This is a genomic window from Pelagibius sp., assembly GCF_028289705.1.
GTDB lineage: Bacteria > Pseudomonadota > Alphaproteobacteria > Kiloniellales > Kiloniellaceae > Pelagibius.
In genome coordinates this window covers 1-13,646 of record NZ_JANQOI010000016.1, presented here as the reverse complement: position 1 = coordinate 13,646, position 13,646 = coordinate 1, and the positions used below count along the sequence as shown (strand labels likewise).

The window sequence follows — 13,646 nt, the reverse complement described above, 5'->3', positions numbered from 1 at the left end:
GTGAAGGCCGTGATCGTCGAGAGCTTCGAGCGCATCCACCGCTCCAACCTCGTCGGCATGGGCGTGCTGCCGCTGCAGTTCAAGGACGGCACCACGCGCCAGTCCCTGAACCTCACCGGCGAGGAGACCTTCGACATCTCCGGCGTCGCCGGCGGCATCACCCCGCGCATGGACGTCCAGATCACCATCCACCGCGCCGACGGCTCGTCGGAGCAGGTACCCCTGCTCTGCCGCATCGACACCGCCGACGAGGCGGAGTACTACCGCAACGGCGGCATCCTCCACTACGTGCTCAGGAACCTCATGAAGGCGGCGTAAGCCCCTTCCCCTGCGTCAGCCGCAACGAGAACGGCCCCTGCCAAAGGCAGGGGCCTTTTCTATTTGTGACCGTACCAGCCCCAAGGTGGAAATACGGCTCACTGAGTTTCCCCTCCCACAATCGAATTACTAACGCCGTTGAAAGCCGCCACCGCAATACCAAGGACTCTCACTCAAAGCACGATAAGTAGCTGCCTGCCAACAGTTCAATCGATACGCGCGCCAGGTCTCGGCTTTGTGCTCGAGTTCCTCGCGAACGCCATCTGCGCCGCGCGCATCAAAGATGCGGATCAAGTCTTCCCTTTGCCCGCTGATTTCCCGTGCCGCTTGACTGGCATATAGCAGGCCGAGACCTAAAACTCGAAACTGCTTTCTAATCCTAGCATTCAGTGCATCTGGCCAAGAATCGACAGGAATGGAATGAAAAGTCACCGCCGGAACATTTTTTTCGACAACACTTGCCCCAAGCCATCGCTCCGCAGAAATATCATCAAAATAAGGATGTAGGGTCGCGTCTCTTTCACAGGTTGGCACCGCCGTCAGTTTCGCCGTATTGCAATCTTTGCATGAGCCGACGAGGTTATCGGGGGTTACTGCTAGCACCGGATACAAGGACTTTGGCAGTATGTGATCGAGTGTAGATACCGGGCCGTGATCGCAAAACGGACAAACACCCAACTCTGGTAGCGCCTTGAGTTTGTCGTATATACTCCGTCCCGGCCCTCGCTGAACTGCCATCCGACCATCGTAAACAGCGACCATCTCCTTTGTTGTAACTAAACCAACAACTCCGTCCGATTGTGAAACAAGGTGGAGTTCCGCATTTTCCGCCCGCTCCGCATAATCTTTCGCTGCCTCTACAATGCTCGAAGATACAACATTCAAACGCTTCTTTAAGTCTCTATTTTTGACCTTACTGATGCAGATTTCATATGTTTCTTTAGCACTAAATTCGGGCCGCGTGACGTTCCACATTTAATCTATCTCTTCGTCTCTTTGCGCATCTCTTTGTGCAAGGAGCATACTGATAAGAGCACGACCTTCTGACCCCAGCTCATTGCCGAATTTCGCAACAACGTCTTCAAATTCGTCGTAAGCACCAATGGCTTCGGCAATCATCTTGTGAAAGCCTGATCTCGTAACTTCTAAGCCAAAAACCTCGTGAGTGAGATGGCCAACGTGCTCCGCGAAAGTCTCGGTTCGTGGTCTTTCAGCAATTGCACCTCCGCCGTGACGTCTAATCTTCCATACGCAACTTTTCGGCACCTCTTGAAGAACCACGGGAGAATGAGTTGCGACGATAGCAACGCCGTTGCGATTTATAAGAAGGTCTGAAAGCGCCCGAATCAGTGCTGCAAGCAGAGGAGGATGCAAGTGCGCCTCGGGCTCATCCATCAAGACAAGCGTGCGTTCTTCCACCTTCTCAACTAGCTTAGTTGTCGTCAGTAAAACGATCTTGTGACCGGAGCTAAGGCTTCTGAATAATTGTCCCGCCATACGTCCGAACTGTTTGGTATTTACATCCAACAGATCGGCAACAGCCGCCTCTTCGAAGAGTGGGTCAGACTCCAGCATACGCAGCGCTCTAAGCCACCGTTCTCTCTTTTCACCCCTTGCACAGATCTTTGCGCTACCTATGAAGTCGCTGGTCAGATCGATCGGATCTTGCGTGATCGTTATCCACTCGGTATTGCCTTCGTCGTCCTCATCCTTTTCGAGCTTCCGCAAACCGACGTTAGTATACCGAACACCCTTTAGCGCGTTCCTATTATCTCTAATAACTGGAAAATCATCGAATGCAGAGAATGTCAACGAAACCACGTTGGCGAATGGACTCTCAAATTCTTCGTCGATAACTGTGCTTCCGTCAAAGAACTCACCATCTTCATCGGAGAACTCGCCATCTTCGTCAACGTTTTCCTCCGGATAAACAAGAGCCCTTGACATCGCATTAAGAAGAAAGGACTTACCAACGCCGTTGCGCCCAATGATGACCTGTATGTTTGTGGGAGGTTTGGAAGAAGGTTCAACCGAGAACGAAAGCTCCAATGGATCGAAAGCTTTGTCAAGTTGTGCCGGGCCACGATAGCCGAAGCTATAGCTTGTTAAGCGCGCGCCACCGCCGAGAATTCTACGAAACTGTCCAACGAGAGTTCGTTCTCCTACCGAGCGCATCAAAGATACGCCCATGACTCGCTCACTTTTCGCCCGGAAATAAAGCTCTTCGTCAGCGACGACGTCTTTGAGCGCACTAAGGAGATCATCCGCAACTTGACGGTCAAGTGCTCTCACATTTTCGTAGTAATCAGCATCCTGACCGAGCGAGAAGAAGCGATCATCGAGCAGCACGAATTCTTGTGGGATTGTCGGGCGGCTTTGCTGCTTCGCCATGTTGAACTGGCCAATCTTGACTCCGCCAAGGTGGTGCTCCTCTCCTTCTGCGTCGAAGTAGGTGAGAGAATAAAGCGTTCGAAACTCGAACCAGTCGTTCCAATTGTCGGTCCACAAATATCCAACGTCACAGCCTTCCTTTGGCGGGCGCCGTTGGTTTGGGATAACTTCGAACTTCATTTCGGTCCTTTTGCGAGGTTGACGTTACGTCTTGCACATAATTTGATGTTATACCTGCTTTGACAGAAAAAATAGGGCTGCCTTGTGACTTAGCTTTGAGACAATTGGGGCCAGCATCCGACGCCAGCCAAGCCTATGCGGCGAAAACCCGTTCCTGGAACCAGAGGATCGAGGGGTAGGCCGCGATCCAGACCCAGAAGAAGCGGTTGAGCCCGAAGAGGACGGCGTTGGCGAGGTGGAACAGGGCGGCGATGGCGAGCGCCCCGACAAGGGCCGCCGGGTGCAGCAGGGCGGCGGGAAAGGCCAACTCGAAGAGCATGACGGCCCAGGAGGCCGCGAAGAGAAGGCGCGGCCGCGCGGCCAGTGCCCGCAGGTTTTCCGCCACCGGATAGGCGGAGAACTGGAAGACGTCGCGGAGCGCGCGGCCATTGCGCCAGTCCGGATTGACGATCTTCACCCAGCCGGACATGAGATAGGACAACATGAGTTGAAGAGCGAGGTAGCCGAAGGCGACCTCCCGCCAGATCTGCGTCGGCGCGGCATGGGAGAGGAGCAGGCACAGCAGGATCAAGAGGCCCATGCGGTCGCTGCCGCCGTTGTAGGGGCCCTGGAAGCGATGCAGGAGGACGACGGCCAGCACGGCGAGCCCCGCCAGCGCCCAGGCGCTGTAGAGGCCGCCGAGAAGCATCGCGCAGAAGACGATCCACAGCGCAAAGAGCGGCCGGGTGTCCTTCGGTCCGCGCAGATGCTCCAGGCTCTGCTGCAGGAACGCGAGGGCGAGCAGGACCTCGGTCAGGCGCTGGGCATCTTCGAAAGTCATTCCGGTGGGGCGGCCTGGCGCGGCGAAACATAGGCGACCTTCCGCTGCAGGGCCTCGCCCACGCGGCTGACCAGCACCAGCCGGAAGCGGAAGAACGGCAGCGCCGCATCGGCGGGCAGGTCTTCCGCGATCCGCGTGGAGATTTCCCTGACGCTGTGGTCGCTCGGGCTGTCGAGCAGGCGTTCGGCGCAGCTCGTCAGGAACAGCGCTTCGTTCCAGCGCGGGTTCCAGACGAGGCGGCGCAGATAGACGCCGAGGGGCAGGCTCTGCGGGCGCGGACGGGACGCCCACCAGTCGCCGACGGCTTCGCCGTTGGCGCCCAGGCGCTGGACCTCGATGCGCGGCGAGGCCGCGATGCGGTCGAAGAAGCGCCAGGAGGGAAGGAGGACCGGGGCGAGGAGTCGAAGGGTCTTGAGCATGACAACCTGGATCCGCTCTAGGCACCCTCGCCTGAACCGGCCGCAACGACAAAGGCCCCTACCGACGGCAGGGGCCTTTTCATCGGGAAGCCGTCGGCCTCCAAACCCTTTCGAAGCTTACTTCAGCTTCTTGGAGTGCTTGGCCGCCTGGTCTTTCAGCGCCTTGCCGGCGGTGAAGCGCGGCGTCAGGGTCGCCGGCTTGGCCTTGAAGGTGGTCGGCTCGCCGGTGAAGGGGTTGGTGCCCTTGCGCGCCTTGGTGGCCGCCTTGTAGCGCATTTTGAGACGCCCGAGGTTACCCATCGGCACGCTGCCCGGAACCGTCTTCTTGGTGTCCTTCAGCGCGAGGTCGGAAAGGACCGGCCAGAGCGCGTCGAGAAGCTTGCTTGCGTCTCTGCGGGTGAAATTGCATCCCCATTCATCGCCGAGTTCCTTGGTCAGGGCCGCGGAGTAGGCATCGGCGAGCTGTGTCTTCGTTACTGTCATCGTGTTTCCTTCGTATGTAGCCCGGTATAAGCGCGCAACAGATCTGGATACTGCCGGGAATGGCTGATTCGGCCTGCTTACGCAAGCACTAGTTAACGAAATATTAAAGCCGGCCGGAACACAGCGCCTTTGACCGCCGTGCTGGCAACACCGTCAAAGGACAAAGCAGGGCAAGTCGAAGACGCTTACGACGACTCCTCCAGGGCCGCGCCGAAGCGCGCCCGCAGGATCTCAATCGAAGACGCCGCGTTCGCCACCAGAAGGCGTCCGGCCGTCAGTCGGCAGTCGTAGCTCCCTCCGTCCAGCAGTTCGGCGCAGCCACCGGCCTCCTGCACCGCGAGGACGCCGGCGGCATGGTCCCAGACCTGCAGATGGGCGTTGACGACGAAATCGCAGCGGCCCTGGGCGAGCAGCCGGTACTCGTGGCAGGAGCAGCGCAGCGAGGTCACCCGGCCGAGACGGACCATGGCCGCCGCGGCGGCGGCTCTCCGCTCATCGGCAAAGAGGAACAGCGGCAGGAACCCGGTCATCTCGGGCTCGCTGCGGGGCGGGCTCACCGAAAGCCGGACGGGCGCCTCACCGGGACGACCGAACCAAGCACCGCCACCCTTGCGGGCCACGACCCAGTCGTCGAGCAGGGGATCGTAGAGCAGGCCGAAGAGGGTCTCGCCCTCGAACGCCACGGCGAGGATCACGCCGAAGAGGGCGAGGCCGTTGGCGAAGTTCCAGGTGCCGTCGACGGGATCGACAATCACCGTGAGGCCCCGGTCGACGGCGGCGAGCAGAGAAGGGTCTGCGGCCGCCGCCTCCTCGCCCACGACCGTCGCTTCGGGAAAGATCTCCCGCGCGCCGGCGCTGATCGCGGCCTCGGCTGCCAGATCGGCCTCGGTCACCAGATCGTCCGGCGCCGTCTTCGCCCGGATGTCGCCGGCCTCCAGACGGCGAAAGCGCGGCAGGATCTCCGCTTTCGCCACCGCTCGAACCAGCGCGATCAGGGCGTCTTCCTTCCGGCGCCCGATGGTCGCCGGTTTCGATGGCGTGGCATCTGTCAACACGGTCCTGTACCCCCACTGGTTCGATAATGGCCTTTACATCGTGCGGCGCAGACTATGCCCGGGACCGGCGGACGTCACCGCCGATTGTGGCCCACATCTCAGGTCATGCGCCCCGCCATCTGGGTCAGGCCCAGCGGAACGGACAGCAGATCGTCGGCGCCGCCAGCCGGGCGGGCGGAGGGCGCAGCCCGGCCGATGGCCGCGCGGACGGCCGGCACGCGGCTCGACCCGCCGGTGAGAAGGATCGTATCGATGGCAGACGGGCCGAGGCCCGCGGCGGCGACGCAATCGCGCGCCGTCTGCCAAAGCCGCTCCGTTCCGGCTTCGATGGCGCGGTCAAGATCGACACGCTGCGCCGTGACCGCGAGCGCCGCTTCGAGAAACGTGAGGGGCAGGCGCGCGGAGTCCTCGGTGCTGAGGGCGATCTTGGCATCCTCCACGGTAAAGGCCAGGCGATGGCCCAGCCGCAGGCGCACGACGTTCAGAAGGCGCTTCACTTTCTCGGGTTCGCACGCCAGCGCCGCCAGCCTGGCGAGTTCGCGCTCGTTCTTGTGGGTGTAGGCGAAGTTGATGGTCGCCCAGGTGGCAAGCTCGTTGTAGGGCGCGACGGGCATCGGTAGGTTCTTCTCGACGAGCCGGGTGCCGAGCCCGAGCAGCGGCATCACCGCCGCGCGGCTGAAGGCGGCGTCGAAGTCGGTGCCGCCCAGGCCCAGGCCCGCGGTGGCGAGCACGTCGTCTCCACGGTCAGCGCGCCCGCGGTGCCGCGGCCCGACACGCACGACCGAGAAGTCACTCGTGCCGCCGCCGATATCGGCGACGAGCACCAGCTCTTCGCTCCGCACCGTCTGTTCGTAAAGGTGCACCGCCGCGATGGGCTCATAGACGAAGGCGATGTCGCGAAAGCCCGCCTGCCTGACAATGGCTTCCAGCACCGCCTGCGCCCGCGCGTCTGCCCTGTCGTCGTCGTCGAAACGCACCGGCCGGCCCTGCACGACGGCGGTGATCTCCCGCCCGGCGAAGGCTTCCGCCTTGTGCTTCAGATGCCGCAGGAACATCTCGCCGACTTTCGTGAGCGCCAGCTTGCCGCCGCCCAGCCTGGTCTCCTCGTCAATCAGAGGAGAGCCCAGGACCGACTTCAGCGCGCGCATCAGCCGGCCATCGGTCTGCCCGATGTAGGCCGCGATGGCCGCCGTGCCGAACAGCGCCCCGTCTTTGGCTTCGTCGTCGAAGAAGACCGCGCTCGGCATCAGGGTGCTGTCCGCCTCGACCGGCGCCAGCGCGGCTGTCCCGTCGCAGGCGACGCCAATCGCCGAGTTCGATGTCCCGAAATCCAATCCGCAAGCAATCATCGTGGTCCCCTTTCCTGTGAGAAGGGGACTCTATTTATTGAGATGCGGGAGACGTTGCCAGACTGTTTCTTTTCGCCTAAAATCGTCGTCGGCTGAGGCATGCGAGAGTTTCGCGCGTGCCTTTTTTTATTGGCGGGCCCCGCTCGGCAGCGGCGGGGTGCTACGCCACCTTCTTCGCGACAATGAACAGACCTTTGCCCTTCTTCGGTGACCACCGGTAGTCGATGGCGAAACCGCCGGCGGTGAGCGCCGCCACAAGATCCTCCTCGGTGAAGATCTTCACCAGAGGCATTAGGCCGAAGAACCGCCCGATGGGGGCGATAAAGCGGAGCCACCGCATGAAGTCGCCGATGCAGACGGTGCTGGAAACGAAGACGCCGCCGGGCTTCAGCAGCCTGTGGACCTTGGCGATGGCGTCTTCCTTGCTTTCCAGCAGGTGCAGGATGCTGTGGCCCATGACGGCGTCGTAGCTCCGCTCCGGCGCCTGAAGTTCGTCGAAGGACGACTGTTCGAAGGTCACATTGCCGACCTTGCCGGCTTCCGCCTTGCCCTTTGCAATCTCGATCATCTTCGCCGAGATGTCGGTGGCACGGATGTGCTTCACATAGGGCGCATGGGCAATCGCCGTGGACCCGGTGCCGCAGCCGAACTCCAGCACCTCCATGTCCGGCCGGAAGTAGCCGCGTGTGACCTGCAGCTTCTTCTGGTAGGCCGCTTCGTCGGCGACGGGCTTCTTCGCATAGCCTTCGGCAACGCGATCCCAGAACCTGGTTGGTTTGCGCATGTCCCTCCTAACCCGTCTGAGCGGATGCGAGGCCAGAGTTTCCATTTCAATCTCCCAAAATGAGCCACGAATTTCAAAGCGGCTTCCTGGCGACGAGTGCAACACTCAGCCGCCGGCAAAAGCCGCGCTTGCCGAATGAAAGACTGCGGACGTTCTCCAGACCGCAGTCGCGCAGCCAGGCCTCGGCCTCGTCAGGCGTCACCCGATGGGTGCGCCATCTGAGGTTCACGTAGAATCCGAGGACGGAGCGGCGGGTGATGCAGGCGATCATCAGACCGCCGGGTTTCAGAACCCGCAGCACCTCGGCGATCGCCACCTGCGGATCGACGAGGTGTTCGAGGACATGGGCCGTCATCGCGATGTCGAACAGACTATCGCCGTAGGGCAGATCGCGGATGTCGGCCTGGCGAAGGCTGACGGCGAGGCTGCTGTCGCAAAGAGCGCCGCCAGCCCGCTCCAGCATGCGCGGCGAAATGTCGATCGCATCGAGCGCGAAGGGCGCCGGAGCCACCCCTGCCAGGGCGAGCGACAAGGCGCCTGTCCCGATACCGCAATCCAGAACGCGGCGCGGCGCGGCGGCGCCGGCCACAGCCATCTCCTCGCCGAGCGCGTGGCGGAGCATGCTCTCGTAGGCCCCCGGAACGCCGAGCCGCTCCAGGGTTCGGCTCCAGCCCGGTGCGACCCGGTCGTAGCTGCGGGTCAACTCCTGTTGGCTCAGAACCCGTCGCCGTAGGGAAATCTGCCAGGAGCCGACCCAGCGGGCCAAAACCGGAATGGTCCCGTCGTCGAAGGGCGTCTTGGCCGGCGCGTGCAGTTCGGGCGCATAAGACATCTCTTTCTCACCACTGATCGTTCGATGTTGCTTGGGCTTTGAGGCCGTGCCGGTCGAGGCCGAAGGAGGGCGCCGGGCCGCAAAGTGTGGTGCGCTGTCTTACCCATGCACAAATCAAAGAGAAATTGCGAAAATTTGAAAGACTGATATACGAATATGCATGAATTGGCAGGCCGTCTCCTTCGACTGGAATCAGGCGCGGGCCTTCCTCGCCACCGCCGAGGAGGGCTCCTTGTCGGCCGCCGCCCGCGCGCTCGGCCAGACCCAGCCGACCCTCAGCCGGCAGGTTGCCGCGCTTGAGAAGGAGCTCGGTGTCACGCTCTTCGAGCGGGTGGGCCGGTCACTGGCGCTCACGCAACCGGGTCTGGAACTGCTCGATCACTTCCGCGCCATGGGCGATGCCGCGACCCGGATCTCCCTTGCCGCCTCCGGCCAGTCACAGGCCATCGAGGGCCATGTCCGTATCACCGCCACCCATATGATGGCGACCTATCACCTGCCGCCCGTGCTGAAAGAGCTGCGGCAAAGGGCGCCGGGGATCGAGATCGACGTGGTCGCTTCCAGCGAGGTGCGTGATCTGACCCGACGCGAAGCCGACATCTCGATTCGACACGGCCGCCCCAAACAGCCGGATCTGATCGGCAAGCTTGTCCGCGAGTCGGTGGCGCAGCTTTACGCCTCTCGCGACTATCTCGAAAGGCATGGAAGACCGCAGAGCGCGGACGATTTGTCGAACGCAGAGCTCATCGGCTTCGATGACCCGGAGCTCCTGGTGCCGGTGCTTAACTCACTCGGCCTCTCGGTGAGCCGGCGCAACTTCAAACTGACCACCGCCAGCGGCACGGTATTCGTGCAACTGGTGCGCCAAGGCCTCGGCATCAGTATCCTGGTGAAAGAAGATGCCGAACTCTTCCCCGAACTGGAACCGGTCCTGCCGAACCTGACGCCGATCCCAGTGCCCACCTGGCTGGTCACCCACCGCGAACTGAGGACCAGCCGCCGCATCCGTCTGGTCTTCGACCTGCTGGCCGAGTCCTTCTCATGACGGTGCCGGCCCCCTAGAGTGGTGCCATAAAGCGGGGCCGGCGGAGTTTCGCGTGCGGCGCGCAGCGCAGGGGTCTTTCGTATGACCTGTCTTCATCGGTCCCGGACCGACGACCGTGTTTGGTAACTCCCCGACCCTCACCCTCGGGCGGCTGAACGGCATCCCCGTCCGCTTGGACGCGACCTTTCTCTTCGTGCCCCTGTTCTTCCTTTCGATGGTGTCGATCAATCGACTCGACGAGGGATGGCCCGTGGTCCTTGTGGGAACCGCGGGAATCTTCTTCTCCATTTTGGCGCACGAACTCGGCCATGCCTTCGCGGCGAAGCACTATCAGGTCGGCGTCAGGGAAATCGTCGTTGGCGGCTTCTTCGGCTATGCGCACCTGAAGCGCCAGGCCGTTCCCCGCAAGATGGTGATCCGCATTCTCGCAGCCGGCCCCTTCGCCAACCTGGCGATCTTCTTCGCACTCTGGACGACGGCGGCACTCTGGTCGTCTCAGGGGAGCGGGCTGGGCGGTGCGGCACCGCCCTTCGGGGTTCCCGTGCCGTCGATGGTCGAAACCGCCCGGACCCTCGCCTACATCAATCTTGCGATGTTCGTCTTCAACATGGTCCCGGCCTTCCCGCTGGACGGCGGCAAGATCCTGGGCCTGCTGCTGAACCGTGTCATCTCGGAACGCAAGAGCCTGCAGATCGTCTCAGTGCTGAGCATCGCGGCGGGGACCCTGATGGTCCTGCTCGGTTTCGGCCTCAGCCTCTTCCTCTCCTTCATCGGCGTGCTGGTTGTCGCGACCAACCTGCGCCGGCTGCGGCGCCGGCCCGCGTCACAGCAGCGAAGCTAGAGACGCGCGTCGGCCTCTGCCACTTCGAAGCGGGTGACGCAGCCGTCCTGAAGGCGGAAGAATCCGTCCTGGGGCTTGTCCATGGCGAAGATTTCATCGGAGCCGGCCCCCTGATAGAGCCCGCGCAGTATCCTTCCGGCGCCGCCGTGGCCGACAGCGACAAGGGGGCCGCTGCCGTCCAGTTCGCCCATCCAGTCCCTCACGCGCGCGGCGACCTGGGCATAGCTCTCGCCGCCGGGCACGGGGAAGTTCCACCTGTCGGCCTGGCGCGCCGCCCAGGCTTCGGGAAAGAGCCGGGCAACCTCTCCGGCGCTGCGCGCCTCCCAGTCGCCGTAGGCAATCTCGGCGAGCTTCGGTTCCAGGGATATCTCCGCGGGGTCGATGCCCAGACGTTCGGCGACGATCACCGCTGTCTGCCACGCTCGGCCCAGGGGGCTGGAGACGATCTTCAGGCTTTGCCCGGAGCCCGCGACCTCGGCCAGCAAAGCCCCCATGGCCCGGGCCTGGCCGATGCCGCGCGCGGTCAGCGGCGAGTCCTGTTGGCCTTGGTAGATGCCGAGCCTGTTCCACAGCGTCTGGCCATGGCGAAGCAGGTAGATCACGGGCGTGCATCTCTCTGTTTGGAGAACTGCCGGGCGGCCTCGGAAAGCGACACACCGCCCGATATGGGGCCGCTGTAGGTAGCACGCAGAGCCCGCAGGCGCCAATCCGGAGAGAGCCAGGCTCTCCCCGGTGGCGTCCGATCAATCCAGGAAGAAGTCTTTCTAGAGATCGCGGGCGGCGGTGTGCTCGATCTCCGGCCAGTTGCCGTCGGCCTTCTCGACGTTGCCGTCCACGTCCTCCAGGAAGGTGGCGTAGATATCCTCATTGAGGTTGAGGTAGAGCTTGCCGTCCTCGATCTTCCAGAGGTTCGGGTCGCCGTCGAACTTCTTGCCCACGGAAACGCCATAGGCGCAGAAGCCGCCGTACTGCGGCAGATAGCGTTCGGGGTCCGCCTTGAAGCGGTCGAGATGGGCCTGGCTGTTGAAGCGGTAGGCCGCACCGTCGTGCACGTGCACCAGGGCATCGCTGCCGCGCGCCGGAGCGCCTTCGGCGAAATAGGCCACCGGGTCATAGCCGTGCAGCGCCAGCGGCGCCCCGGCAATCGACAGGCCGGGCACGACGTTGATCTCATCGGCGGCCTGGGCCGGAGCCAGGGAACCCGCCAGCGTTGCGGTGACGAGAGCGGCCATGGCGGCGGCCTTGGCCAGTTTGGTAAGGGACATCATGGGTCTCCTCTGCGAGGGTTGGAAATCCCCGGCGCCGATCGCCGGGCAGACCCTGCATCTGGGAGAACCGGACTATTAATCAATAAAATGACCTCGATATCGAATTTCAGGCAACTCTTTTCGGACGATCTGCAAATTATGGTCATCCGATTGCCTGGCGGACAGCCTTGGGGCTGTGGCCGTAGCGGCTGGCGAAGGCGCGCGAGAAGGCCGCCGGCGAGCGGTAGCCGACCCGCTGGGCGATGGTCTGAACCGGCTCCGCAGTGGCGGCCAAAAGGGCGCGCGCCTTGTCCAAGCGAAGGTCCGAGAGATAGGTCATGGGCGCGCAGTGCATCAGCGCCTGAAACTGCTCGGCAAAGCGGCTGCGGGAGAGGCCGACCTCCCGTGCCAGCCCCTCCAGGGTCCAGTCCTTTTCCAGGCCGCGGTGCATCAGGCCGAGGGCGCGGCCGATGCGCGGATCGTCGAGGGCCGTGAGGAGATTGCGCAGGCCCGGATCCTGATCGGCGCAGCTTCGGATCACCTCGATGAACAGGGCCTCGGAGAGTCGGATCACCGAGGCGGTCATGCCCGGCGCCGCGTTGAACATCTGACGGGCGATGAGGCGCAACAGATCGTCCAGCCAGGGCGCCTGCGCGCGCATCTCCGCGGTCACCAGCAGGTAGGCCGGCAAGGCGCGCAGCAGCGGATGGTCAACGCCCTCGGCAAAGGTGAAGTGGCCGCAGATCAGCTTGGTATCGCCATCCGCCCGGCTTTCGCCGCCGTAGACCAGCACGCCCTCGCCGTCGAAGCCGCTCTGCTTCAGCACGTCTTCCAGTTCGGCCGGCGCTGTCCCGGCGCCGTCGCTCAGGACATGGGCGTGGCCGTTGGGAATGACGATGAGGTCGCCGGGATTGAGCCGGACGCAGTGCTCCGCGCCGACGCGCACCAGGCAGCGCCCCTGGACCGCCAGATGAAAGCGCGCCGCCCGGCCGAGGGACGGAACCGCCACCGACCAGGGCTCCGAGAAGGCGGTGCGAAAGTAGAGGCTGCCGCGCAGTTGCAGCAGGTCGAGAATGTCGCTCAGCACGTCCATTGTGCAGACCCTCCGCTGGCTCAGGACGTTCAGATAAGAACGCGGCCGGGATTTGTCCAGGCGTCGCGCTGGCGGAGCCTGCCTCGATGCGGTGGGAAACAACGGTCACCGATCCGGCCAAAGGGTTCCAAGGTGCTTGCCCTTGCACAAGAGCGGATCATGTCCAGACGGAAACACTTTGTGTTGACGTCTGGACATGTGAATCCGCTCTTCACCCAAGAATTAGAGCAGATTCACCGGGTTCGATGGATCGCTTCAGCGATTCCATCAAACCCGGATCTGCTCTAGGATGGCGCGCTTCTCGGGCGCGACTCGCGGCGCGCCGGCCACCACGTCGAACCTCTATGTCCCTGCTGTCGGTCTCCCATACGACGGTCTATCGTTATCGATGTCCCGTCAGCTTCGGCGAACACCGCCTTATGTTCCGCCCGCGCGACAGCCATGACATCCGCCTGGTCGACACCGCGCTGACGATCTCGCCCGCCGCCGAGATCCGCTGGATGCACGACGTCTTCTCGAATTCCATCGCCATCGCCTCCTTTCAGGAGGCGGCCGAGGAACTCCGCTTCGAAAGCCGGATCGTCATCGACCACTACGGTCTCAGCTATCCGGACTTCCCCATCGAGCCCTATGCCCAGACCTTTCCCTTCAGCTATCCGCCGGAGGAGATTGCCGATCTCGGCCGCTCGGTGGAGCGCCACTATCCCGACCCGGAGCGCAAGGTCGACACCTGGGTGAAGCGCTTTTTGGAGACCGGCGGGCCACTTTTTGCAACTTTCTTTCGAAAAG

Annotated in this window: 15 protein-coding genes and 1 pseudogene; 4 read left to right on the top strand and 12 right to left on the bottom strand. The window is 62.8% G+C overall.

The annotated features are described in order from the left end of the window. Positions 1 to 318, top strand: a pseudogene (locus tag Q0996_RS01590) (aconitate hydratase); the annotation flags it as partial. Positions 319 to 447: 129 nt separating this feature from the next. Here the strand turns inward: Q0996_RS01590 and Q0996_RS01585 are convergent. The 9 genes from Q0996_RS01585 to Q0996_RS01545 form a co-directional block, all read right to left on the bottom strand. Next, positions 448 to 1,293 (bottom strand): HNH endonuclease, encoded by an 846-nt coding sequence (locus Q0996_RS01585; RefSeq protein ID WP_299615312.1) that lies wholly within the window; start codon positions 1,291 to 1,293, stop codon positions 448 to 450. Further along, positions 1,294 to 2,889 carry an ATP-dependent endonuclease gene (locus Q0996_RS01580; RefSeq protein WP_299615311.1) on the bottom strand — a complete coding sequence of 532 codons (1,596 nt, stop codon included), beginning with the start codon at positions 2,887 to 2,889 and terminating at the stop codon, positions 1,294 to 1,296. Positions 2,890 to 3,022: 133 nt separating this feature from the next. Further along, entirely contained in the window at positions 3,023 to 3,709 is a 687-nt protein-coding gene (locus Q0996_RS01575; protein ID WP_299615309.1) for an HTTM domain-containing protein, read from the bottom strand. Further along, complete coding sequence (locus Q0996_RS01570; RefSeq protein WP_299615307.1) at positions 3,706 to 4,128, bottom strand: hypothetical protein; 423 nt, start codon at positions 4,126 to 4,128, stop codon at positions 3,706 to 3,708. The genes Q0996_RS01575 and Q0996_RS01570 overlap by 4 nt, the downstream gene beginning before the upstream one ends. Before the next feature lie 117 nt (positions 4,129 to 4,245). After that, positions 4,246 to 4,611: an HU family DNA-binding protein gene (locus tag Q0996_RS01565; protein ID WP_299615305.1), complete on the bottom strand. Its 366-nt coding sequence runs from the start codon at positions 4,609 to 4,611 to the stop codon at positions 4,246 to 4,248. Positions 4,612 to 4,796: 185 nt separating this feature from the next. Then, a complete protein-coding gene (locus Q0996_RS01560; RefSeq protein WP_299615303.1) occupies positions 4,797 to 5,666 on the bottom strand; it encodes an inositol monophosphatase in 870 nt (289 codons plus the stop codon). Between the two features lie 98 nt (positions 5,667 to 5,764). Continuing rightward, the gene (locus Q0996_RS01555) at positions 5,765 to 7,015 is read right to left on the bottom strand and encodes an Hsp70 family protein (protein WP_299615301.1); all 1,251 of its coding nucleotides are present in this window, start codon (positions 7,013 to 7,015) and stop codon (positions 5,765 to 5,767) included. Positions 7,016 to 7,175: 160 nt separating this feature from the next. Then, positions 7,176 to 7,799 carry a class I SAM-dependent methyltransferase gene (locus Q0996_RS01550; RefSeq protein ID WP_299615299.1) on the bottom strand — a complete coding sequence of 208 codons (624 nt, stop codon included), beginning with the start codon at positions 7,797 to 7,799 and terminating at the stop codon, positions 7,176 to 7,178. Between the two features lie 73 nt (positions 7,800 to 7,872). After that, entirely contained in the window at positions 7,873 to 8,631 is a 759-nt protein-coding gene (locus Q0996_RS01545) for a class I SAM-dependent methyltransferase (RefSeq protein ID WP_299615297.1), read from the bottom strand. Between the two features lie 160 nt (positions 8,632 to 8,791). On the opposite strand from Q0996_RS01545, the gene Q0996_RS01540 reads away from it, so the two are divergent. Beyond that, positions 8,792 to 9,676, top strand: coding sequence for a LysR family transcriptional regulator (locus tag Q0996_RS01540; protein ID WP_299615295.1), 885 nt, complete (start codon positions 8,792 to 8,794; stop codon positions 9,674 to 9,676). Between the two features lie 115 nt (positions 9,677 to 9,791). Continuing rightward, positions 9,792 to 10,517, top strand: coding sequence for a site-2 protease family protein (locus Q0996_RS01535; protein ID WP_299615293.1), 726 nt, complete (start codon positions 9,792 to 9,794; stop codon positions 10,515 to 10,517). Here Q0996_RS01535 and Q0996_RS01530 read toward each other — a convergent pair. From Q0996_RS01530 to Q0996_RS01520, 3 genes are all read right to left on the bottom strand, one after another. Next, a complete protein-coding gene (locus Q0996_RS01530) occupies positions 10,514 to 11,119 on the bottom strand; it encodes a histidine phosphatase family protein (RefSeq protein WP_299615291.1) in 606 nt (201 codons plus the stop codon). The genes Q0996_RS01535 and Q0996_RS01530 overlap by 4 nt on opposite strands. Positions 11,120 to 11,281: 162 nt before the next feature. Continuing rightward, on the bottom strand, positions 11,282 to 11,782 hold the full coding sequence (locus Q0996_RS01525) for a YHS domain-containing (seleno)protein (RefSeq protein ID WP_299615289.1): 501 nt from the start codon (positions 11,780 to 11,782) through the stop codon (positions 11,282 to 11,284). Between the two features lie 145 nt (positions 11,783 to 11,927). After that, entirely contained in the window at positions 11,928 to 12,857 is a 930-nt protein-coding gene (locus Q0996_RS01520; RefSeq protein WP_299615287.1) for an AraC family transcriptional regulator, read from the bottom strand. A gap of 344 nt (positions 12,858 to 13,201) precedes the next feature. On the opposite strand from Q0996_RS01520, the gene Q0996_RS01515 reads away from it, so the two are divergent. Next, on the top strand, positions 13,202 to 13,646 hold a 445-nt coding region (locus Q0996_RS01515; protein ID WP_299615285.1), incomplete at its 3' end, for a transglutaminase N-terminal domain-containing protein.